Origin of the sequence: Belliella pelovolcani (genome assembly GCF_900156785.1) — a bacterium.
Classification (GTDB): domain Bacteria; phylum Bacteroidota; class Bacteroidia; order Cytophagales; family Cyclobacteriaceae; genus Belliella; species Belliella pelovolcani.
Genome location: NZ_FTOP01000011.1, coordinates 1 through 23,280, shown reverse-complemented (window position 1 = coordinate 23,280; position 23,280 = coordinate 1). Strand labels below are relative to the sequence as shown.

The window sequence follows — 23,280 nt, the reverse complement described above, 5'->3', positions numbered from 1 at the left end:
ATGGTGGTGTACATTTATCCTGTTCAAACAGCCTTTACTCAAAGGGATGTGGACATGCTCCAAACAAAGCACAAAGTCAAATGCTTAGCATTTACCCAATCCCCTATCCTACTGCCCATTTATTTCTTGATTCAATTTTTTCAATTATTACTTCTACTTCCCAAAACTAAGACTTATCTCTGTTTTTTTGGCGGGTATCATACGGTCATACCGGTTTGGTTTGGAGGATTATTTGGTATCAAGGTACTCATACAAGCGGGTGGTACCGATGCAGTCCATATGCCTAGCATTGGTTATGGAAACTTTAGAAAGAAATGGCTGAAAATGGCTACTGTCTATAGTTTTAAAAATTGCACCAAAATCCTTTCCGTAGCTGACTCACTGATAGGCTATGACTATACCTATGATGAGCAAATTGAGACAAAGCAGGGTTTGAAAAACCTTATTCCCGATCTTCAGACTCCAATCGAAGTGGTTTACAATGGATTTGATGTAGACTTTTGGAAAGATTTTAACAGTGAGCGGATACCCAATTCATTCATTACTGTGGCCAAGGGCATCTCCAATTCAACAAGAGCAAAAATCAAAGGCATTGATTTGATCGAAAAACTGGCCCTTGCTTTTCCTGAATTCCATTTCACGATTTTGGGTGATTCCACTTATACTACTAAAGCAAAGAATATACAGATAATACCAGCTTCACAGCCTGAACAACTGAGACAGATACTCAATCAGCATATATTTTACTTGCAACTCTCTACTTCCGAAGGATTTCCCAATGCATTAGCAGAGGCCATGCTCTGTGGCTGTATTCCCATTGGCTCCGCAGTTGGTGATATACCTGCCATCATTGGAACATCAGGAAGGATTCTTTCCAAAAAGGATTTCACAAAATTAAAAGCCCTAATTTTAGATTTAACTCAAACGCATGATTTGAAATCAAAACGTCATCAAGCGAGACAAAGGATAGTAGAACATTATTCCTATGACAAAAGAAAAGAAGCTCTATTGAGTCAACTTAGCTGTAGCTCCTAATTAAATTCGTTTAGTTTAGGTAACTTTTCCAAAGTTTCGATTTGTAAACAATTTCTGTTTTTACATTTAATCAAACTTTGGAAAAGTTTAAATTCAAGTTGTAGTCTTATCTAAACGACATTGGATCCCTATTAATAAATAGTAGTTTAATTTAGAATAATGATTACCAGAAACTTTACTAGAAATTACTTAGAAAAGCGAAATAGCATACCTCCGAAATTAATTGATATTAGCCAATACCATCTGATTAAATCAATGAATTGAAGTCACTGGCAACATAGCGAATAATCGGATTAAGAATTTAACATCGATGAAGAAAATAGCCAAGCAAAGTATTTTGACCACTTTATCCTCCTACTTGGGAGTATTGATTGGCTATTTCAATGTACTTTGGCTATTGCCATATGCCTTGCAACCTGAAGAGATTGGAATCTTCCGAACGATTCAAGATATGGGCTTGCTATTTGTCCCCTTTGCCCAACTTGGTGTAGGAAATGGCATCACTCGATTTTACCCAAAAGTAAAAGAAAACCAATTTTCCTTTTTCACTTTTAGCATAATCTTATCCTTGATTGGATTTATCATTGTACTGATTTTATTTTTTATTTTCAAAGAGTTGATCATTCAGGCCTTTGCCCAAAATTCGCCAGAGATTATTGATTTTCTAGCAGTAGTCTTATTGATTACACTGTTTTCAGTATTGAACACCATTTTGGATTCATTTTGTAGGTCATTTTTGAAAGTTGCTGTGCCTGCTTTTTTTAGAGAAGTCATTCTTAGACTTTTGAGTGCAGTACTGGTTTTGACTTATTTGGTACGATGGATTGAGTTCAATAGCCTGATGTGGGGTTTGGCTTTGATTTATTTGATTGCACTATTAGGTATGATTGGTTATATGTGGAAGATCAAGCTTTTTAAGTTGAACTTTGATTTTCAAGCATTCCCCCAAGGATTCCTAAGCGACTTTATGCGATTCAATCTCATCACTTTGCTCGGAACTACTGGTGCCATGTTGATCATGAAAATTGATAGCTTGATGGTCACTGCTATGATAGGGCTCGATGCCAATGCGATTTATACCATTGCATTTTCCATTGCAGTGGTGATAGAGATGCCAAGGAGGGCCATTTCTCAGGTTGTGATGCCTGTGGTGTCAGATCATTTTGAAAGCAATCGACTGACGGAGATCAATCAACTTTACAAGCAAGTAGCAGTTCATCAACTTCTGATTTGTTCTTTTATCTTTTTAGCAATTTGGATGAATATTGACAGCCTCTATCATTTTGTACCAAACAATGCAGTCTATGAAGCTGGCAAATGGGTTGTTTTGTGGATTGGATTGGGAAAATTGACTGATGTGCTCTTTTCCATCAATAGCGAAATCATCGTTTTCTCAAAGTACTATGTATTTAACATCACTGCGACTGTAATCATGAGCATTGTTGTGATTGTATTCAACATCATTTTGATCCCTAGCTTTGGCATAGAGGGAGCGGCCATTGCATCATTTATCGCCATGCTTCTATTCAATCTAATCAAATATGCTTACATCAAAAAAAGACTCAATTTTGATCCATTTTCAATGGATATCCTGAAAACCATTGGTCTAATATTTGGTATGGCGTTCATCCATTATTGGACAAAAGACTTACTTCAACCGGGCCTTGGAAGTATTATTCTCACCTTGACGCTCTTAATTGCAGTTTTTGCGATGGGGATACTCGTATTAAAAATTGCTACTGAAACTAGAAAGAGACTATTCAAAAAAATAAAAGAAGTCAGGTCTTAGAGTGTTACAAACCTCTTTATAGACAAGATTTGAGCTGCCTGAAGATCGCAAACTTCCACTGTTATCCTGCCTCCGAAGAGACGAGGTCCTGATTACTCAGGATGAGGCCTGTTTTTGAAAAGGGCTTCACTCGGTAATTTATGTTAATTGTGAAGTTTGAACATGTCGGCGACCCGACTTCCTTGGGCAAATATACGGATAAAATTTAGAGTAGTTTAGCTAACTATCCTATTTAAAGATACATTCAAACACGCTTTACAAAACACCAATAGTCTTATAGCCATCCATATAAAATTAGATTTCATATCTTCATCAATTACTAAAATTATATAATTTTAAATGGGTCAATTCAACATTTCATCAATTATGAAAAAACATATCATCTTGACTTCAATTTTCACCAATTATTATTTTGGTAATCTAAAAACTGAATAAATGAATCAAAATAATATTTCTTAAATATTCAATACTCAATTTATTTATCAATATTTTTGTAGCTCAAATCCATTATTGAAATGTACCAAATCAAAAAACTCATTGTTTGCTTAGATCAAAGTGAATTGGACGAAACATTGGTTCGATTTGCTTCTTTTGTAGCCCAGGTCAATCAGACCAAAAAGATCTACTTCACCAATGTGATCAGAAATATGAATATTCCTAAAGAGGTGCTACAGGAGTTTCCCAATTTGATCGAGAATATGGTTGAAGAGCGCAAAGGGAAAATGAAAGCATTGGTCAATAAATTTTTCGATAAAAATAAAGATGCTGAACTCTCTTTCATGGTCAAGGAAGGACAACTCTCCAAGAAAATCCTCAAGCTAGCTCATGAAAAGTCCGCTGATATGATCATCATTGGCCGAAAAGTGAACCTATCTGGCACTGGGGTCCTTTCTCAGCGGCTCGCAAGAAGGGCAAGTTGCAGCTTGCTAATCGTCCCAGAAAATTCTATTCCAAAAATTGATAAACTATTGGTTCCTAGTGATTTTTCTGACTATTCGAAAGACGCCATGGAAGAGGCCATCATGATCGTGGAAAAGTATGGTGGTAAAGCCAAGATTTTCTGTCAAAATGTATTTTCTATCCCATCAGGATACCACTTTACGGGCAAGTCTTACGAAGAATTTGCATCCATCATGGAGATGCATGCTGAGATCAATTACAAAAAATTCATTAGGAAAATAGATACCAAAGGCATAGCCATCACACCGCTATATACTAAAGACGAAGATGATGATCCAGTAGAAGATATTCTATCTAAAGCAGAAGAAATCCATGCTGATGGCATCATCATTGGGGCAAAAGGAAGAACTGCAGCTACAGCACTTTTTATCGGTAGCTTGGCAGAAAGGTTGATCCAAATGAATGATCGCTTCCCCCTTCTAGTCACCAGACCAAAAGGAAAAAATGCTGGTATTCTTGACTATATCTTAGAAATTTGATAAACCTGAACTTCTACTTCACCAAAGTTTAAAACTTTGGTGAAGTTTATAAATCTCAATAGAGCTCCCCCTATTTTTTAGACAAATACGGAGAAATAATACCCTATTTAAAAAAAATCAAACCAATAAATCTTCCATTTAGGCAGAAATCAATTTTCTTTTTGAGCAATGCATTTAAACTTATTGTTAAATTAGCTGTCTAAGCCACAATGATGTCACTCAGCGATTTAGCAATTCTAAATATGATCAAAGATCCCTCCACAAGGGAAAAAGGCTACAGAGCTTTGATGGAGACATATCAGAAGCGGGTCTACGGAATCATCAGAAAGATGGTTATCGTACACGAAGATGCAGATGACATCACGCAAAACACCTTTATCAAAGCAATCAAAAACCTAGACAGCTTTCAGAACAATGCCTCTTTATTCACATGGTTGTATAGAATTGCTACAAATGAAAGTCTGAACTTCCTTGAAAAGAAAAAGAGAAGGTATTTCTTCCCTGTAGAAGATCATGAAGAAGTGATGAAAAGCTATATAGATGACTCTCCATTGATAGATGGTGATGAAATTCAAAGAAGGCTTCAAAAATCGCTTTTGAGTTTACCGGAAAAACAAAGATTGGTCTTTAACTTAAAATATTTCGATGACCTCAGTTATGATGAGATCAGTAAGATTACTGATACTTCTGTAGGTGCATTGAAGGCGAGTTATCATCATGCTGTAAAAAAAATCGAAAACGAATTGAAAGTTGACTAAACCTCTGAGCATAAATATTGTCTAAAGGATATTATATGGAAAATCTGCCCAAAAAAAACATCTTCAAAGTTCCTGACAATTACTTTGAACAGCTCACAGAAAGTGTTTTGGAAAAAAATGCTTCTCGAAAGACTAGAGTGCTCTATTACAGAAGTATAGCTGCAGCTGCTGTTGTAATCATTAGCGTTTCACTCTTTATTTTCAAAAGTGAAATCCATAGCCACGATTATTTAGATAATAGGTTAACAGAAGACATCAACTTGTATATCAATGCAGGCTATTGGACAGCTGATGACATGTTATCACTTTCAGATGATCCTAATTACATTCTAGACCAAATCATCAACGACGAATGGGGATATTACGAAATCAACGATGAATATGGTTTTGAAGAAGATATTTGGTATTAAATTATGAATATGAAATCACCTCAATATTTGATCATTTTGCTTTTGATGGTTCTATCTAGCATCTCCTTTGCTCAAAGACCACAAGAGCAACGCTATGACAAAGAAAAGTTTGAAGCAGCTAGAGTTGCATTCATCACTAATAGACTGGATTTAAAGCCAGAGCAAGCAGAAAAATTCTGGCCTCTTTTCAATAAATACAACGAAGAGAGAGAATCATTGATGAGAAAGATGTCAAGCATCAGCAAAGAATCAGAAGGTAATATATCTGAGAATCAAGCCAAGCAATTAATTGATCAAAGGTTTAGTGTTCAAAGTGACATGCTTAAACTAGATCAAAAATTCATGGCAGATATCACAAAAGTAATCTCACATAAACAGGCTGTAGCGCTAGGCGGCGCCAACAGAGATTTCATCAGGCAAATTTACAGAATGAATCAAAGAGGAAGAGGAGGCAATTAAGTTTTATCTATACAGGTTATTTAATAAAAAAGAGGAGCAAATTTGCTCCTCCTTTTTATTACTTTTTCAGCAAATCTCTGATTTCTTCCAAAAGCACTTCTGACTTTGGAGGAGCAGGAGGAGCCGCTGGAGCTTCTTCTTTCTTCTTTTTTGTTGAATTGATCCCCTTAATAGCCAAGAAAATCACAAATGCAATGATCAAAAAGTCAACTACATTCTGGATGAAATTCCCATAGCTAAGCACTACCGCAGACATTTCAGCACCACTTTCTGCGACGTATGCCTCTCTTAGCGTTACGGTAAGATCTTTAAAATCTACTCCACCTAGCAGAACTCCAATAGGTGGCATTACAATATCATTGACAAAAGAGGACACAATCTTCCCGAATGCTCCACCAATGATCACGGCAACTGCCAAGTCGACGACATTGCCCTTCATAGCAAAATCCTTAAACTCTTTTAACATTCCCATAGTGTACAGGTTTTTAATATTTGATTAGATTAAACATGTATGAAAAATATGGATTTTTATTGATAAGTCAACAGTTTATTCTATATAATCATAATTTCTCTTTTTTTATTTTAACCTTTGCTTAACAAATCTATTCCCACAACAAAAACATTTTATTCAATTTGATATTTATAAAAATTCATAACTTTGAGTCATAACCTATTAAATCAAATATGAGAATTGCATTGATTGCGCATGATGGAAAAAAAGCCGACATGGTTCATTTTCTTTCAGGATTCAAAAAAGAACTGCACCAAAAAGAAGTGCAACTTTTCGCAACAGGAACCACAGGCTCTCACATCGAAAAAGCGGGGTTCAATGTTACAAAATTACTTTCAGGACCACTAGGAGGAGATGCACAGATTGCAGCAATGGCTGCTCAAAAAGAATTGGATTTGGTCATATTTTTCAGGGATCCATTGGATAAGCATCCCCACGAGCCAGATGTACAAATGCTGATGCGGATTTGTGACGTCCACAATATACCATTGGCAACGAACCCAGCAGCAGCAGATCTAATTTTTAAATTTATCACCATCAAACCGTAAACTAATGGAACCTAAAACTATCAAGAAAATAGGTGTATTGACCTCTGGAGGAGATGCTCCAGGTATGAACGCTGCCATCAGAGCAGTAGTCAGAGCAGGCTTTTATTATAATTTGGAAATGTACGGCATCTATCGTGGATATGAAGGGATGATCAACGATGATATCAAAAAGTTGGAAAGCAAAAACATTGCCCATGTACTGGAAAGGGGTGGTACATTCCTGAAATCAGCCAGAAGTGCTGAATTTAGAACGCCAGAAGGTAGGCAAAAAGCGTATGACAATCTCAAAAAACATGGGATAGATGCATTGGTGGTCATTGGTGGAGATGGGTCTTTGACAGGAGCACACTTATTTTTTCAAGAGTTTGGGATACCCGCTATTGGTCTACCGGGTACTATTGACAATGATCTATCGGGAACAGACTCGACAATCGGCTTTGACACTGCTTGTAATACGGCCATACAAGCCATAGACAAAATTCGAGATACAGCTACTTCACATGACAGACTTTTCTTTGTGGAAGTAATGGGAAGAGATGCTGGATTTATCGCTATCAATGCGGGTATAGGAAGTGCTGCAGCAGCCACACTCATACCGGAAAAGAAAATGCCTATAGAGAAGCTGGTAGAAAGATTGAAGGCTCGTAAAAAAGCCATGAAGCAATCTAATATCGTGATCGTAGCAGAAGGTGGAAAAAGTGGCGGTGCAGCTGAAATTGCCGAAAAAATCAAAAAACAACTCCCCTCTTATGATATTAAAGTAACGATATTAGGCCATTTACAAAGAGGTGGTTCGCCATCTTCTTTTGACAGGGTATTGGCGAGCAAACTTGGAGTCGCAGCAGTTGAAGGCTTGATGCAAGGTAAGTATGATGTGATGGCTGGAATCATCAATAATAAAATTGTATTTACTCCTATCACCAGAGCCATTGTCGATGACAAAGAAGTTGATGAAGACGATTTTAGAATTGCAAAAATTCTTTCTACATAAAAAAAGGAGGCTTCAAAACCTCCTTTTTTTGTTTTCTTTACTTTTCAAGTATTATACTTGAATAAGCCGGCAATCTAAGTTGGCCTTCCTGAATCTCAGCCATGCCAAAGCTGTAAATTGGCCAAGAGTAATCTTCTGGTGCAGTGATTTTCACCTCTTGATCACTCAAATTGTGAACGACAAACAGCTCTTGTTTATCATGAATTCTATAATAAGCCATCAATTCTTTAGGAACCGATTCCTCATATAATTCTAAATTTCCCAAAGCAAGTGCTCGATTTGTATTTCTTAATCTGATGATCTCTTTGTAATGATTAAAATAGCTCGTACTCATCGATTTTTGAATAGCTAGCGGAGTTACGGTATCATCAATAGAATATTCCGGTTCGATCCAAGTAGCTCTTCCCTTATCGTTTGCTTTAATATCCCATAAGAAAGGTTCTCTGATATTTTCATCAGGCTTCTTGCCCAACATTCCAATTTCCTCTCCATAGTACAAATAGGGTGCTCCCGGCATGGACATCAGGATATTGATAGCCTGTTTGTACTTCTTTGGGTTCTGATCCAATGAATTCAGCAATCTTGGCTGGTCATGATTGGATGAAAAAGTTGCATCAATAAAATCATCAGTTATCGCATTGTAAAAATCCAAAATCTCTTTTTGCTTCTTAGCCAAAAGCATCCCATCTACTTTATCATAGGCTTCCAATAAGGTATAATGAAAGTCAAAATTAAAAAGCGCAGGTAAACCAGGTAGATAGGGGGCTACAATCTCTTTCATGTCATATACCTCTCCTACTAAGTAAACATCAGGTTTAACTTTCGTCATTTCTTCTCTAAATTCCTTCCAAAATGCATGGTTATCTTCTGGCCTATCATCTGGGAATATATGTTTGGCAGCATCTAACCTGAATCCGTCTACTCCTACTTCTTCTAACCAAAACCTGCCAATATCATAGATCTCTTCTCTAACCTTTGGGTTATCAAAATTCAAATCGGGCATCCCACCATAGAAAAACCCATAATAAAAATCCTCTCCATGTCCTGGGTCATGCCACTGCCTGATGTTGTCGGAATCTAGGGTAATCGTCTTTTTATTCAAAAAGTCAGCAATAGTATCTTTTTGCGCCCATACATAATAGTCCCTGTATGGATTGTCTCTACCCTTTTGGGACTCTTGAAACCAAGGGTGCTCCGTACTGGTGTGATTGATGATCATATCGATTACGATTTTGATATCTTTTTTATGAGCTTCCTTGATGAGATTCTTAAAATCATCCATGGTACCATAGTCTGGATGGATTTCTTTATAATCCGTCACATCATATTTGTGATAGCTTGGGGAGGGCATGATGGGCATAAACCAGATTGCATCTGCACCAAGTTCTTTGACATGATAGAGCTTCTTGGTCACACCATTGATATCTCCAATTCCATCACCATCAGAGTCATAAAATGATTGAATAAATATTTCGTAAGTGATTCCTGCGTGTGGCCAATGATTTTTGACATCGGTTCCAATATTGCCGTCACATGATGAAAGTATGGTCAAAACCGAAAGGATTGATTGCAATAAATAATTTTTCATGGTTCAATATAATAAAAAAAGAAAAAGTCACTAAAAAGTGACCTTTTCTTGACTGATTTGCATATTTCTTAATTTCTATTTAGTGCATTGAGCATGTCGAAGGCCACTTCAAGTCTTTTGACAAAGTTTTCTTCTCCTTTTCTCAACCAGACTCTTGGGTCATAGAATTTTTTGTTTGGACTATCAGAGCCGGTCGGGTTACCTAGCTGACTTTGAAGATAGCCTTCATTTGATTTGTAGAAGTTCAATATACCTTCCCAAAACGCCCATTGCATATCTGTATCAATGTTCATTTTGATAGAGCCATAGCTATTAGCTTCTCTGATCTCCTCTACTGAAGAACCAGAACCACCATGGAACACGAAGAACAATGGTTTACCAGTTGTTCCAAACTTTTGATTGATGTAGTCTTGAGAATTTTTCAAAATCTCAGGTCTCAACGAAACATTTCCTGGCTTATAGACCCCGTGAACGTTACCGAAGGCTGCAGCTATAGTAAACAAATCACCCACTTGCTTCAACTTCTCGTAAGCATAAGCAACTTCTTCAGGCTGCGTATAAAGTTTGGAGCTATCTACATCTGAATTATCTACACCATCTTCTTCGCCACCTGTTACTCCTAATTCGATTTCAATAGCCATTTGCAACTTATTGAACTCTTCAAAATATTTTACCGAAGTCTCAATATTCTCTTCCAAAGACTCTTCAGACAAATCCAGCATGTGGGAACTATACAATGGTCTTTTGTATGCTTCATAATAAGCCTTTCCTTCTGCTAACATGCCATCGATCCATGGAAGCAGCTTTTTTGCAGCATGATCTGTGTGTAAAATCACAGGAACTCCATAAGCTTCCGCCATTTTGTGCACGTGGATAGCACCAGAAATCGCACCTGCTACACTTGCTTGCTGTTTATCATTCGGAAGGCCTTTACCTGCAAAAAATTGAGCACCTCCATTAGAGAATTGAATAATCACTGGGGAATTTACTTTTTTAGCAGTCTCCAATACACCATTGATAGTGCTAGTATTGATCACATTGACTGCTGGAAGGGCAAATTCATTTTCTTTAGCATAGGACAAAAGGTCTTTAAGCTCTTCTCCATACTTTACTCCTGGTTTGAATTTCATCTTTTCGATTTAATGGTTTGTTTATTTTTTAATAAACCGCTTTCGCAATACTTGACGGTTATCATTGAGCTCAAAGATATAAAGACCTGCTTTAAAATCCCTTATTTCAAGCTCTAAAATATCAGCAACCGCAGTACTTCCCCCTTCCAAGAGTACTTTTCCCGTTACATCTAGAATTTTATATTGAAATTGATTGAAGCCTCTAGGCAATGCTATATTGATCTTATCATCAGATGGATTAGGATAAATTTTAAATGCTCCTGAATCAATAATTTCATGATCAATTGATGTAATGACTTCTTCTAATATTTCTCCTTCTGGTAATGGAAGCTTTTCATTGGTATAAAGCAAAAACTGACTAGGTCTCAACCTTGCTGTAATTTCCCCACCACTTACCGTGATTTCGTCTCCAGTGAAGTAATTATACCAAGTGCCGTTTGAAGGGAAGGTTATCGTGGCGTTGTTGATGGTTGTATTACCAAAGTTTCCGTATAAAACCATTTCTAAGTTTCCATTTTTTGAGATAATAGACTTGAGTGCATTGTTAAATGAAAGTGTAGCATCATCGGGGTCATTGAACAAATTATACTCGTTTTTCAATTTGATCATAGCCCTATAAAGGTTATAGAGCCTTGCTCTATCTTCATTTTCTAGGTAATTCCATCTTGTAGGCTTGATTCCTAACCTGTCATTGTTCAATTCCAAATCATAACCAAATTCTTCAAATTGCCAAAGCATTTTTGGACCTGGAATTGCAAAGAAAAACGTAGCCAGCAGTTGATTTCTATTGACTGCGTTTTTCAATTGCCTAATATTTACAGGAGAAGTCTGTCCGAAGGTAAGTGACTCCCACATCGTCCTTTCTTCATCATGACTCTCCATGTAAGTCACTAAATTACTTTGATTCCATCCCCTTCTTTTATAATAGCCCCAATCAAAATTTCTGTTTTCACCTTTGGCCATAGCTCGGAAATCACCATTCATATTGCCCCAAAACATCAACCCATAATTAGCCAGCTCAGTTTCTTCCGAATTATCCGCAAAATGTTCTAAAATCACATAGGCATCTGGAAAATCCTTTTTTATATTGTCATAGATGTTCTTCCAGATGGCAATTCTAGATTCATCTCGCTGACTCCAAAAACTCACATTGTCTCCTGAGTTGACCTGTGTGAAACCTTTACTCAAATCAAATCGATAACCATCAAATTTATATTCAGACAACCAGTAGTGATTCACTGTATCTACAAAAGCCTTGGTATACTCACTTTCATGATTGAAATCATAACCCACATTAAATGGGTGTCTAGCTACTCTATTGAACCAAGGATTATCCTCAGTCGGAGCTCCATAATCTACATCATTGTATAATCTTACCATAGGATTTTGACCAAAAGCATGGTTGAGAACCATGTCAAGGATCACAACCATATCTCTTTTATGCGCCTCATCTATTAGTTCTTTAAGGTCATTTTTGGGACCATAAAACTTGTCTGCTGCAAAGAAAAATGATGGATTATAACCCCAAGATAAGTTTCCTTCAAACTCCTTGATGGGCATCAATTCAATCGCATTGATCCCTAAATCTTTCAAATAATCGAGACGCTCTGTTACTGCCTTGTAAGTCCTCCTATCATCAAAATCTCTAACCAAAAGTTCATAAACGACCAACTCTTCTGGTTTGGGTTTATTGTAATCTAAGTACTTCCATTCATAAGGTTGCTGTGCTGTTTGTAGATAAGAAGCCTGAAATTCAGTCTTTCCTTGAGGATAAGGTAATAATCCAGGATACCTATTCTGATCTATGATTTCTTGATCATGAAATGGATCCGAAACCTTTTCAGCATAAGGATCGCCAATTCGAATACTTCCATCTACCAAGTATTGAAAAATATACTCCTTCCCAACTTCTAAATTTGTCAGCCTCAACCAGAATTTCTCCTTATCTGGTGTTTGAAACATTTGATACGCTGGACTGATTTGCCAATCATTGAAATCCCCTATGACAAAGACATTTTTCTTCTTTGGCGCCTCCAAAACCAATATAACTTCAGTATCAGAAATGTAATTGATACCTTTGATCGCTCCCGATGGAATTGGAGCTTGTGGACTCTGATCTACTACATTGATTGTCAGTTCTGCAGTTGACTCGTCTTCACCAGATGTGGCTCTTGCCAAAACATTGAAAGTACCTTCTTCTGTAGCTAAAAAAGTATATTCAAGCTCATCCGCTGATAAAGCTGAAGCAACAATATTATCATTGACCGATATACTAAGTTCCGAGCTTTCAGATGCAACGATTTTAATTTCTTGAGACTCTCCTATTTCTAATAATATGGAAGATGTCTGTGGATTTGTAAAACTGACTTCAAAACCTTGACTAAGGTTGATAAAAAAATCACCATTGGTAGCAGTTTTACCCTCTCTATTCCCTGTAGCATTTCTAAAAACCATCCCTAAACGGAAGACAGTCTGGTCTCCAGAAATTTCAAAAAGTTCATTGGGGGTCAGTTCCCATTCCCATACATCAGACTCCCCTTCTACTTTAGTCATTCTTGCATCTGGATTGGCAGTACCCCATTCAAATGGAACAATTGACCATGTTGTAGAAGTTGGTCCTTGAGTGACGGCTCCTATATGAATATACACAGGGTCTTCTCCTACTAAACCTGATGATCCCTGAGTTGCGTCATAGATAATTTTTACTTTTTGATCTGCTCTAGGAAAACCTGGTTGGGTAGTAACTTGGGCGATAGCCGAACTAGAAAAAAATATAATTACTAGTAAATAAATGGATATGGTAATTCTGGATTTCATCTTGAAAGTGGATAATATATGTGTCAGGTCTTTGTTTGCCTGATTTAATTAAAAGAAGAAAAGTACCGGCGAAAACCGATACTTTTCTTAAAAATTAATATGTATTAGTTTTTAGTAACAGAGTATCTAATTTCCCAAGGAGTTTTCAAGTCAAACGTTATAGTATAATTACCAGCCTCAGCAATTGGAATATCAGCGCCGTCATTATTAAACCCAGCAACACCTTCCTCCGAACTCATCCCATAATTCATATCCCATGTTTGAGTTCTAAATTTAAACGCTCCAGGAACTAAATCGATTGTTATTTTTAATATATTCTCATCTCTATCGAAAGTCATAGGTGTCTCTGTATCCCATCCTCCTGGAGTAGCATCTCCTATGATTCCCCAGATACCTACTCTTTCCAATTCATAAGTCAAATCATTTAGGTCCACTTTAACACTGTATGTCCCATACTGATTTTGAGGAATTAATAAATCAGCACCTTTTTCTACTAAAGTTCCAGCTGCATCACCTCTACCAAAATCTGGGAACTCATCCCAAGCTGGACCAGTAATAAACTTAAATGCACCAGATCCTGAAAGTATATGAACAAAACCTTCATAAACATCGTCAGAGTTTTCCGAATAGATGATAGTATTATCATTACCTGGGTTCCAGCCTTGATAATCTCCAGGCACTCTCAAGAAAGGAAGCTCTACCTCAGTTGAGTAAGGTGTAATAGAAATGGTCACAGCATCGCCGTTGACAGTTGGTAAGCCTGCTCTTGTGGTAGTAGCACTCACTCTGAACTCAATATTACCAGCAACTTCAGCTTCAAGACCTTTTGCCACAGCTCTTCTATTCAACTCATCGATGTTTACTTCGACAGTAGTTGTAGGTGAAGAACCAACAGCAACTGGTGCAGCAAAATTATTTCCAGCGGCATCTATTTGAATGGTGTAAGTTACCTCAGATACACTTACTCCAAAGTCAGCTGAACTCACATTAAAAACAATAAAATCATCTGCTTCTTCTCTTGTAAGAACCAAATTACTAGGAGCGTCTGTGATCATCGCTCCAGTTTGTGTGATCAGCCTAGGCTCATCCAAAGTCTCACATGACCATACTAATGGCAATGCAAAAACGATAAGTAGAAGTTTACTAAATACTCTCATAATTGATTGATTTTTGGTATAAATTGTTAATTCGATAGGGTTAAATAATTAATATTTTTAATAAGTTTTATTACATGTTGTTGATTTGGATTTCAAAATTATTTTATTCGATCACAAAACCAACTTATCTATATTACTAAAAGTAGTATTTATCAGCAAGGATTTAGGTGAAAATAAATAAAATAAAATGCGTGCAAACGTCACCGCAAACGTTTGCATTAAAAAGAAATTTCTAACAACGAAAGGCTTATAACCACAAAATCCAACAGTTGAAATGAATATTAAAAATATCTTGGATAGGTATATTTCTCAAAATTAACCTATATTTAAAATCTTAGAATAATATAATTTTCATGAAACTAGGCCAAGCTACCATCAAAGACATTGCTAGAGAGCTCAATGTCTCTTCATCTACTGTTTCCAGAGCATTGAAAGACTATCCTGGAATTAGTGACGAAACCAAAAGAAAAGTCAAGGAACTTGCCGAAAAGCTAAACTATAGACCAAATGCAGTTGCGCTCAGTTTGAGAAAAAGTAAGTCCTTCACACTGGGAGTGATTATTCCTGAAGTTGTACATTTCTTTTTTTCAACTGTCATCAGTGGAATAGAAGAGGTAGCTTATGCCAATGGATACAATGTGATCTTGTGCCAAACTAATGAAAAACTTCAAAGAGAGCTCTCTAGTATCGATACGATGCTTGCGAATCAAATTGATGGATTATTGGTCAGCTACTCTAAGGAGACCGAAGAATTCAGTCATTTTTCCAAACTGATGGCTCAAAATTTCCCTATTGTTTTTTTTGACCGCGTACCGGAAATTGAAAATACGGTCAATGTCACAGTGAATGACTTTCAAGGAGCATATGATGCCACCAAACACTTGATCAGTCAAGGTTACACCTCTATAGCTCACTTGGCTGGCCCCAAAAATCTAACTATTAGCAAAAAACGAATGGATGGCTATCAAGCTGCGCTAAGGGACCATGGCTTAGAAATTAATCCAGATTGGATTTTACCTTGCCCCATGGGCACACAAGAAGAAAGTATGAAAATCATCGAAAAACTCTATGAAAAAGGTGGAGATTTTCCAAATGGATTTTTTGCAAGCAATGACATCGCAGCCGCAGGTGCCATGATGGCTTTAAAAAAACTAGGGTATAAAATTCCTAAGCAAGTGGGTGTTGTTGGATTTTCCAATTGGCAATTCTGCTCAATGATAGATCCTCCTCTTTCTACAGTTGCACAACCTGGATTCAAGATGGGTGAGAAAGCCACACAATTACTGCTAGAAATGATAGACAACAAAGAAAGAAGTTATGACAGCACTAAAACAGTGGTATTAGAGACTGAATTACTCATAAGAAAGTCTTCGGTGAAATAATTATGAATTATTTTGAGAATTTTTGCACTTTTTTATGCAAACGTTTGAATAAGGCTGTTCATTTAAAATTTAAGGTTTACAAGTGATAATTAGGCTCAAATATGCCTATCTCACTGCATTAAGCAATTTTTTACTTTGGTATTACTTTATAAATTAGCCTTAGACAAATAGGCTTCAAAGCCTATAATCCGAGCACAATACCGTTTTCAAGATGATCACTTCTACTCAAATCAAACATAGTAATCAAAATCAGCAGGCTGGTAATATTCAATTTTGGAATAGAGAACCTTGGGGAATCTCAGGCAGCACAGAGGCAGCGATATTCAAAATTACCATATACGATGCTGACACGATACGTGTCCAATTCACTAGGGAAGAAAATTTTTCTCCAAATCCATATAGCGTAATAATACATCCAAGTCAAACTACCTTTGTAATTGAGGAGGACTCTGAAAAAATCAAAGTCAAAACAGATAAAATCGAAGCCATCATCTATAAGTTTCCTTTTCATATCAAATTTTTTGACGTGAATGGCAACTTACTGAATGAAGATGATGAAGCGTTTTCTGTTTCATGGCTTGGAACTGAAGTGAGTAATTATAAAAAATTACAGCCCAATGAGAAGTTTATCGGTCTTGGTGAGAAAACAGGAAATTTGAATCGAGCAGGTAATGCCTATACCAATTGGAACACTGATTATTTCGCCTATGGAGTTGGTGACGATCCATTATATATGTCTATTCCATTTTATATCGGTGTGTTAGACAGCAAAGCATACGGGATTTTCTTTGACAATACGCATAAGTCTGTCTTCAATTTTGGTGCTTCCAATAGAAGATTCATGTATTATTCCGCAGATGATGGGGACATGGATTATTATTTTTTTCATGATGACTCCGTAGGGAAAATCATCAGCGCATATACCAGATTGACTGGGAAAATGGAAATGCCACCAATGTGGGCATTAGGTTATCAACAATGTCGCTATTCTTATTATCCAGAATCTGAGGTCTTAAATCTCGCACAGACTTTCAGGGAAAAAGATATGCCTGCTGATGTAATTTATCTTGATATACATCACATGGAAAAGTATAAGGTTTTCACTTTTGATGGAGAAAAATTCCCTGATCCTCAATCCATGATCAAAAAGCTCAAAGAAAGGGGTTTCAAGGTAGTGGTCATCATGGATCCGGGAATCAAAACAGAACTGGGTTACGAACCATATGAAGATGGAATAGATAAAAACCTTTTTGTGAAATTCCCTGATGGAAAGGTTTATGAAGGACAAGTTTGGCCAGGATGGTGTGCTTTCCCTGATTTCACCAAAGAAGAAACCAGAACTTGGTGGGGAGAAAAGATGAAATTCTATAAAGATGCTGGTGTAGATGGCTATTGGACTGACATGAACGAGCCTGCTTCTTGGGGACAATTCACGCCCAACTTGATCAATTTTGATTATGAAGGAGAGCAAGTCAGTCACCGAAAGGCTAGAAATATATATGGCATGCAGATGGCTCGTGCAGCCAAAGAAGGAAGTGAAATGCAAGCTCCAGAGGAAAGGGCTTTTGTATTGACTCGTTCAGGGTTCTCAGGGATTCAGCGCTATGCAGCTGCTTGGACGGGTGACAATGTGTCTTCTGATGAGCACATGCTAGCAGGTGTCAGATTAGTCAATAGCCTTGGACTGAGCGGAGTTGCTTTTTCTGGTTATGATGTGGGTGGATTTGCAGGTGAGGCCAGTAAGGCGTTATTTGCCAGGTGGATGAGTATTGCTGCATTTGCGCCTTTTTACAGAGCCCATTCCATGATCAATACTTGTGATTCTGAACCTTGGTCTTTTGGCGAAGAAGTGGAAGAGATTTCTCGCAATTACATGAAAATGAGGTATCAATTGCTGCCAACACTTTATTCGGCTTTTTATAAAAGCTCTTTGGATGGACTGCCAATTTCCAAAAGCTTAGCGGTAGATTATCCTTTTGATACAAAAATTTATGATGGGGCTTACCAAAATCAGTACCTTTTCTGTGATACATTCTTAGTTGCTCCACTAGAAAGCACTAAAATGATCAATAAGGTTTATTTGCCTGAAGGAAACTGGTATTACTTGTATAACGATCACCAATCTCAAGGAAATGCGGAAATCTATGTCGATACTCCATTGAGTTACCTTCCAGTATTCGTCAAGGCTGGTGCCGTATTCTCCATGCAATCAATAGTACCTTATACAGATGCCAAGCATGATGGAGTTCTCCATCTTCATATCTACAATGGAAGCGGAGAGCAAACTTTCATACACTACGAAGATGACGGCAAGAGCCAAGCGCATAAAAGTGGACATTTTTATAAAAGATCCATCAGGTGGAAAGCTGATCAAAAAACTTTAACCTTCAGTTCACCAGAAGGAGCATATGAATCTCAATTTAAGTCTATTAAGCTTCACATACATGATCTAAATTCTCAAGAAATCGAAGTCTTGAATCAGCATATCAAAGCTGAAAAAGAGAACTTCGCTTTTTTAGGCAGGCTGACAGAGTTTGACCCATTACCTGATCATTACCATCCTTATTTCGAAGTAAAAGATTTGATTCATTTTACATTTCCTCATCATCAGCAGGAATTTGTTATTCAATTTTGATTACCTTTTGAAGTTACAATAAACCCATACCATGCATCTAGAAGGAAATAAGCCAAGGTTGAGCTTTTGGCAAATTTGGAATATGAGTTTTGGATTCTTAGGAATTCAGTTTGCCTTTGCTTTGCAGGGCGGATTTATGTCTAGAATTTTTCAGACCCTTGGTGCTGAAAAAGATGATATCCCAATACTTTGGCTAGCAGCTCCACTTACTGGATTGATTGTGCAACCCATCGTAGGCTACCTAAGTGATAGAACTTGGCATCCAATTTTAGGCAGAAGAAGACCTTTTTTCTTCATCGGGGCTGTATTTAGTACCATTGCATTGTTCTTCGCCCCCTACTCTAGCGCACTGTGGATGGCTGCTTCTTCCTTATGGATTTTGGATGCTTCTATAAATATTAGCATGGAGCCATTCCGCGCATTGGTTGCAGACAAACTACCGGACAGCCAGCGCTCATACGGATTCGTTGTACAGACTTTGATCATTGGAATTGGGACGTGGATTGCAAGTAATCTGCCGTGGTTTATGACGCAAATTGGAATACCAAATACAGCGGAACCGGGAGTCATTCCTGATTCGGTAAAATTTGCATTTGGTATTGGCGCCGCGGTGCTTTTTTTATCCATACTCTATACTATTCTGACAACAAAAGAATATCCACCAGAAGATCTTGAGAAGTTTCGAAGAGAAAAGGAAGCTAGCAAGGGTTTTTTCAATGGCTTCAAAGAGATTTTTGAAAATATCCAAGGCATGCCTTCAGTGATGAAAAAACTGGGAATAGTTCAGTTTTTCTCTTGGTTCGCCTTTTTCACCATGTGGACTTATGCTACGCCTGCCATAACAGAGCATGTATTCAAAGCTACGGATACTTCTTCCTTGGCCTACAATGATGCGGCTGATAGCGTGGGTAATTATCTGGGTACTTATGGATTGGTCTCTATGTTTATGGCATTGATCTTAGCCTTTGTAACCAGCAAGATAAAAATCAACCGAAAGTTGGTGCATATGGTCAGTCTTATCTCTGGGGGGATTGGTTTTATGTCGATTTTCCTGATCACGGATCCTTGGATGCTTCATATCTGTTTTGCATTGGTTGGGATAGCTTGGGCTAGCATTCTATCCATGCCTTATGCCATGCTTTCGAGTTCGGTAGATCCTAATAAAATGGGGATATATATGGGGATTTTCAATATGTTCATCGTCATACCGCAAATCATCGCATCAGTTGGAGGAATCACATATACTTACAAGTTACTCTTTGGTGAAGAAGTGGTTTATACTATGGTTTTGGCTGGTTGCTCCTTGATCTTAGCTGGACTGGCTAACCTATTGATCACAGATAGAAATGCCACCCATGATGGCTAAAAACTGAATAAAAGTTGAATAAAACTAGTGTTGAATTTAATGTCTGAATTAAAACAGCTGCGGCATTTAATACAGAAATATTGAATCTGATTTGATGGTGTAGTGAAAAAGCTTAGTAAATACAAAATCAATGTCGTTTAGATAAGACTACAAGTTGGATTTAAACTTTTCCAAAGTTGGGTTAAAAGTAAATACAAAGATTATTTACAAATCTGAACTTTGGAAAAGTTACTCTAAACTAAACGATATTGAATACAAAATATTAAATTTTAGGTTTGAGATTGAAAAAACCCAGTGAGCTTTGTTTACTGGGTTTTTATATTTTTATCAGAAATTACTGATAATTTTGAATATGCAAAAAATCAGAATTACAGGAGTACCTGAGCATTTTAATTTTCCATGGATCAAGGTTATCGAGCAGCAACCATTTTTGAAAGATGGAATCGAACTGGAATGGATAGAAGAATCAAGGGGGTCTGGAGCGATGAACAAAGCTTTAAGAGTCGGCAGTACAGATATTGCCCTAGTCCTTACAGAAAGCTTTATCAAGGATCGTATAGAGGGAAACCCATCAAGAGTCATCGGATTCCATATTGCTTCGCCTTTGATTTGGGGGATTCATATATCAGCTAGATCACCTCAAAGCTCTTTGACTGAACTTGAAGATGCTCCATTTTTGATCAGTCGATATGGCTCTGGATCGCACTTGATGGCATTCCTATTGGCGCAGCGAGAAGGATGGGCTTCTGACAAATTGAAATTTGAAGTTATCGATAATCTTGATGGGGCAAAAAAAGCATTTGAAAATCCAGAACCAAAAATGTTCCTTTGGGAAAAATACACGACCAAACCACTCGTGGATGCTGGTCAATTCAAACGTGTAGGTGAGATCCCGACCCCTTGGCCTTGTTTTGTAATTGTCGCTACAGAAAATGTGCTAGCCAAACATAGCAGTATAATTGAAAAACTTCGTGACCTAGTCTATGCTTATGTAAAAGAAATGGTCAAACACACAGATTTTGTTAAAATCATTGCGCAAAATTATGGATTAGAGGAAGTTGATGTCAAGGAATGGTTACAACAAACTCAGTGGGCTAATAACAATGAAATTCCTGAGTCTGTCCTGATGGATACCGTTCATACCTTGCAGCGGCTTGACCTAATCAAAAATACTGTGAGCTTAGAAAACATTAAATTCGGATTGTAGTCTTAACTCAAACGATATTTCTTTGAAACAATAGATTTTTAATGATTTTAGGGCGGGGAATGATAAAATAAAACTAAATACTTTTTAATCTCCATTGAATCATTTACATTAGTTGGAACTAAACTAATAAGCATGAAAACAAAACATTTTTACGCATTCCTACTTTTTGTAGGACTATCCTATCAACAAGTAATAGCTCAAGAAAGTACTCCAGATACAATTGAGATTAAGTTAGAAAAACAACAAGGTGTAGGTCCTTTCAATGCTGGGATGACAATGGCAGGGAGCAGGTCTGATGAAAGTCATCCATATTTCAAAGCACAGCCAGAACCTATAGAGCTGCCAGAAGACATGGCTAATTATAAGCAGTACTATATTATACCAAACTTTATTCAATTTGTCTATCAATCCGCCAATGAAGGTTTGATCGAAGAGTCTTATTGGAAAGGTCTCGAAACAAGATACGATGGTGAGGAAATTATCTCCCAATTATCAAAAAGTCCAATCAGAACCTTCATCAGACTGGCTAGCGCGAGTGATGCTGATGGAAATATCAATATTTGGGTAGACATGAATGCCAATGATCAAGTCGATCCAGGAGAGATTCACCATTATTCTACTTCTTTGAAAGGCTCTCCTAGTCTATATAGTGGAGAAAACTCCTTTGAAGTTACTTATGAAAAATTTGTAAATGGAGAAATTGTCGAAGCTCGCATCCAACTGAACCTTAACCCGTTTGCCTATCAAGATAACATCCTCTACAATTTCAGTGAATATAAAAAAGGTGAAATAAAAACCGATACAGGGTCATTTGACATCTATTTGAGCAATGGAGGTACATCAGACTATTTTGTCAAAGAACAGATCAATGTATTCTTTCACGATGACCCTAGAGCTTTTCAAGACATTCCTTATGAAGAAAAAGAATACCTTCAATACCAAGAAGTCATATTTATCAACGGAATCAAATATAAAATAGGAAAAACAAGCGTAGATGGCTCTACTTTAACCTTAATCAAATATCCAGAAGACCAAGAGTGGATAGGCACTCAAATCGGCGCAAAAGCAGTTCCGATAAATTCGCTTACACTTGATAGTATTCCTTATAACCTATACAATGGAAAGATTACAATGCTTGACTTTTGGGGCTCATGGTGCGGACCATGTGTAGCAGAGATTCCTTTTCTCAAGGATGCTGCTGGATTTTTTGAAGGCGATCAGTTTGAACTTGTTGGGATCATCTTTGATACAAGAAAGACCGTAGAGGCTTTCATCGAAAAAAACAATGTCTTTTGGAAGCAAGTCATGCATCAATATGATAAATCTGACTCAGTTGATATCTCTAAGGCTTATGGAATTTCAGGCTATCCTACGACTTATCTTATAGATCAAAACAATCAAGTAGTTATCAAAAACAAAGGGCTAAGAAGCTATCAGCTTTACAAAACACTATCCAAATACCTCAATAGAGATGAGGGGGATTTTCTGAAGTACATTACTCAAGGTGATTTTATCATTTCCATAGATCATTCAGATAAAAAGATCAGCTCTCCTTATGCTACAATAGGGGAATCTACTGACAAGTACTATGCCTACCCAATTGATGGTCACTACCAACGAGGATTCAACTTTGGGGATAATCAAGAAGAAATCGATTTAGTATTGAATTATTCAGATGAAAATAGACAGCTTATCAAAAAAGAAATCAAGATCAAGAAAACTGATCTTGTTGCAGGTAAGTTCACTGTTAAATTATAACAATTCAAAAAAGTCAGGAATCTGCTATCTCTCGATTGCAGATTCCTGTATTATTTGAAGATTTTGATTTTTTTTAAAACATTTGAATGAAAGTAGTCTTCCAAATGACAACATTAAGAATCTGACTCACCTCCTAAAAGCTATCGGATCAGCCTTTCCTATCCAATCTATAGAATATCCATCTGTATCGATATCTCCTAGTACCCCTGACTTCGACAGTCGTCAGTCCCATTTAATCGTAAGGCTTTGATAGATAATGTTTTATATTTTTTGATTTTGAATTTGGGTGTCCCAGAGGTA

The 23,280-nt window shown here is 37.1% G+C and carries 18 protein-coding genes; 13 read left to right on the top strand and 5 right to left on the bottom strand.

Translation table 11 applies throughout. The annotated features are described in order from the left end of the window. From BW935_RS12460 to BW935_RS12435, 6 genes are all read left to right on the top strand, one after another. Nucleotides 1-1,035, top strand: a complete 1,035-nt coding sequence (locus tag BW935_RS12460; protein ID WP_076501947.1) for a glycosyltransferase family 4 protein — start codon at nucleotides 1-3, stop codon at nucleotides 1,033-1,035. Between the two features lie 310 nt (nucleotides 1,036-1,345). Continuing rightward, the gene (locus tag BW935_RS12455) at nucleotides 1,346-2,824 is read left to right on the top strand and encodes an oligosaccharide flippase family protein (protein WP_076501945.1); all 1,479 of its coding nucleotides are present in this window, start codon (nucleotides 1,346-1,348) and stop codon (nucleotides 2,822-2,824) included. 515 nt (nucleotides 2,825-3,339) lie between these two features. Further along, nucleotides 3,340-4,263, top strand: coding sequence for a universal stress protein (locus BW935_RS12450; protein ID WP_076501943.1), 924 nt, complete (start codon nucleotides 3,340-3,342; stop codon nucleotides 4,261-4,263). Between the two features lie 209 nt (nucleotides 4,264-4,472). Then, nucleotides 4,473-5,021, top strand: a complete 549-nt coding sequence (locus tag BW935_RS12445) for an RNA polymerase sigma factor (protein ID WP_076501941.1) — start codon at nucleotides 4,473-4,475, stop codon at nucleotides 5,019-5,021. A gap of 35 nt (nucleotides 5,022-5,056) precedes the next feature. Further along, complete coding sequence (locus BW935_RS12440) at nucleotides 5,057-5,431, top strand: hypothetical protein (protein WP_076501939.1); 375 nt, start codon at nucleotides 5,057-5,059, stop codon at nucleotides 5,429-5,431. A 3-nt stretch (nucleotides 5,432-5,434) separates the two neighbouring features. Then, nucleotides 5,435-5,890 carry a Spy/CpxP family protein refolding chaperone gene (locus BW935_RS12435; RefSeq protein ID WP_245802699.1) on the top strand — a complete coding sequence of 152 codons (456 nt, stop codon included), beginning with the start codon at nucleotides 5,435-5,437 and terminating at the stop codon, nucleotides 5,888-5,890. Nucleotides 5,891-5,948: 58 nt separating this feature from the next. Here the strand turns inward: BW935_RS12435 and mscL are convergent, their stop codons facing one another. Beyond that, nucleotides 5,949-6,362: a large-conductance mechanosensitive channel protein MscL gene (gene mscL / locus BW935_RS12430; protein WP_076501937.1), complete on the bottom strand. Its 414-nt coding sequence runs from the start codon at nucleotides 6,360-6,362 to the stop codon at nucleotides 5,949-5,951. 212 nt (nucleotides 6,363-6,574) lie between these two features. On the opposite strand from mscL, the gene BW935_RS12425 reads away from it, so the two are divergent. Further along, complete coding sequence (locus tag BW935_RS12425) at nucleotides 6,575-6,949, top strand: methylglyoxal synthase (protein ID WP_076501935.1); 375 nt, start codon at nucleotides 6,575-6,577, stop codon at nucleotides 6,947-6,949. A 4-nt stretch (nucleotides 6,950-6,953) separates the two neighbouring features. Continuing rightward, nucleotides 6,954-7,940: a 6-phosphofructokinase gene (gene pfkA / locus BW935_RS12420; RefSeq protein WP_076501933.1), complete on the top strand. Its 987-nt coding sequence runs from the start codon at nucleotides 6,954-6,956 to the stop codon at nucleotides 7,938-7,940. A gap of 37 nt (nucleotides 7,941-7,977) precedes the next feature. On the opposite strand, the gene BW935_RS12415 is transcribed toward pfkA, so the two are convergent. From BW935_RS12415 to BW935_RS12400, 4 genes are all read right to left on the bottom strand, one after another. Next, nucleotides 7,978-9,528, bottom strand: coding sequence for an alpha-amylase family glycosyl hydrolase (locus BW935_RS12415; RefSeq protein ID WP_076501931.1), 1,551 nt, complete (start codon nucleotides 9,526-9,528; stop codon nucleotides 7,978-7,980). Between the two features lie 68 nt (nucleotides 9,529-9,596). Next, nucleotides 9,597-10,658 carry a class II fructose-bisphosphate aldolase gene (fbaA, locus tag BW935_RS12410; protein ID WP_076501929.1) on the bottom strand — a complete coding sequence of 354 codons (1,062 nt, stop codon included), beginning with the start codon at nucleotides 10,656-10,658 and terminating at the stop codon, nucleotides 9,597-9,599. Between the two features lie 21 nt (nucleotides 10,659-10,679). Then, nucleotides 10,680-13,475 carry an alpha-amylase family glycosyl hydrolase gene (locus BW935_RS12405; RefSeq protein WP_076501928.1) on the bottom strand — a complete coding sequence of 932 codons (2,796 nt, stop codon included), beginning with the start codon at nucleotides 13,473-13,475 and terminating at the stop codon, nucleotides 10,680-10,682. Nucleotides 13,476-13,579: 104 nt separating this feature from the next. Further along, entirely contained in the window at nucleotides 13,580-14,632 is a 1,053-nt protein-coding gene (locus BW935_RS12400) for a SusE domain-containing protein (protein WP_076501927.1), read from the bottom strand. A 353-nt stretch (nucleotides 14,633-14,985) separates the two neighbouring features. Between BW935_RS12400 and BW935_RS12395 the strand changes: the two genes are divergently transcribed. The 5 genes from BW935_RS12395 to BW935_RS12375 all read left to right on the top strand — a co-directional run bounded on the left by BW935_RS12395 (nucleotide 14,986) and on the right by BW935_RS12375 (nucleotide 22,980). Beyond that, entirely contained in the window at nucleotides 14,986-16,014 is a 1,029-nt protein-coding gene (locus tag BW935_RS12395; RefSeq protein ID WP_076501926.1) for a LacI family DNA-binding transcriptional regulator, read from the top strand. A gap of 211 nt (nucleotides 16,015-16,225) precedes the next feature. Then, on the top strand, nucleotides 16,226-18,649 hold the full coding sequence (locus BW935_RS12390; protein WP_076501925.1) for a glycoside hydrolase family 31 protein: 2,424 nt from the start codon (nucleotides 16,226-16,228) through the stop codon (nucleotides 18,647-18,649). Between the two features lie 31 nt (nucleotides 18,650-18,680). Then, nucleotides 18,681-20,015 carry an MFS transporter gene (locus BW935_RS12385; protein WP_076501923.1) on the top strand — a complete coding sequence of 445 codons (1,335 nt, stop codon included), beginning with the start codon at nucleotides 18,681-18,683 and terminating at the stop codon, nucleotides 20,013-20,015. Between the two features lie 352 nt (nucleotides 20,016-20,367). Continuing rightward, nucleotides 20,368-21,222 (top strand): substrate-binding domain-containing protein, encoded by an 855-nt coding sequence (locus BW935_RS12380; protein WP_076501921.1) that lies wholly within the window; start codon nucleotides 20,368-20,370, stop codon nucleotides 21,220-21,222. Between the two features lie 132 nt (nucleotides 21,223-21,354). Next, nucleotides 21,355-22,980, top strand: a complete 1,626-nt coding sequence (locus BW935_RS12375; protein WP_076501920.1) for a TlpA family protein disulfide reductase — start codon at nucleotides 21,355-21,357, stop codon at nucleotides 22,978-22,980. Nucleotides 22,981-23,280: the final 300 nt, after the last annotated feature.

Bases quoted from the DNA above. Each gene is read 5' to 3' on its own strand.
- BW935_RS12460 (WP_076501947.1), top strand. From the start codon at position 1: ATGGTGGTGTACATTTATCCTGTTCAAACAGCCTTTACTCAAAGGGAT.
- BW935_RS12455 (WP_076501945.1), top strand. From the start codon at position 1,346: ATGAAGAAAATAGCCAAGCAAAGTATTTTGACCACTTTATCCTCCTAC.
- BW935_RS12450 (WP_076501943.1), top strand. From the start codon at position 3,340: ATGTACCAAATCAAAAAACTCATTGTTTGCTTAGATCAAAGTGAATTG.
- BW935_RS12445 (WP_076501941.1), top strand. From the start codon at position 4,473: ATGATGTCACTCAGCGATTTAGCAATTCTAAATATGATCAAAGATCCC.
- BW935_RS12440 (WP_076501939.1), top strand. From the start codon at position 5,057: ATGGAAAATCTGCCCAAAAAAAACATCTTCAAAGTTCCTGACAATTAC.
- BW935_RS12435 (WP_245802699.1), top strand. From the start codon at position 5,435: ATGAATATGAAATCACCTCAATATTTGATCATTTTGCTTTTGATGGTT.
- mscL (WP_076501937.1), bottom strand. From the start codon at position 6,362: ATGGGAATGTTAAAAGAGTTTAAGGATTTTGCTATGAAGGGCAATGTC.
- BW935_RS12425 (WP_076501935.1), top strand. From the start codon at position 6,575: ATGAGAATTGCATTGATTGCGCATGATGGAAAAAAAGCCGACATGGTT.
- pfkA (WP_076501933.1), top strand. From the start codon at position 6,954: ATGGAACCTAAAACTATCAAGAAAATAGGTGTATTGACCTCTGGAGGA.
- BW935_RS12415 (WP_076501931.1), bottom strand. From the start codon at position 9,528: ATGAAAAATTATTTATTGCAATCAATCCTTTCGGTTTTGACCATACTT.
- fbaA (WP_076501929.1), bottom strand. From the start codon at position 10,658: ATGAAATTCAAACCAGGAGTAAAGTATGGAGAAGAGCTTAAAGACCTT.
- BW935_RS12405 (WP_076501928.1), bottom strand. From the start codon at position 13,475: ATGAAATCCAGAATTACCATATCCATTTATTTACTAGTAATTATATTT.
- BW935_RS12400 (WP_076501927.1), bottom strand. From the start codon at position 14,632: ATGAGAGTATTTAGTAAACTTCTACTTATCGTTTTTGCATTGCCATTA.
- BW935_RS12395 (WP_076501926.1), top strand. From the start codon at position 14,986: ATGAAACTAGGCCAAGCTACCATCAAAGACATTGCTAGAGAGCTCAAT.
- BW935_RS12390 (WP_076501925.1), top strand. From the start codon at position 16,226: ATGATCACTTCTACTCAAATCAAACATAGTAATCAAAATCAGCAGGCT.
- BW935_RS12385 (WP_076501923.1), top strand. From the start codon at position 18,681: ATGCATCTAGAAGGAAATAAGCCAAGGTTGAGCTTTTGGCAAATTTGG.
- BW935_RS12380 (WP_076501921.1), top strand. From the start codon at position 20,368: ATGCAAAAAATCAGAATTACAGGAGTACCTGAGCATTTTAATTTTCCA.
- BW935_RS12375 (WP_076501920.1), top strand. From the start codon at position 21,355: ATGAAAACAAAACATTTTTACGCATTCCTACTTTTTGTAGGACTATCC.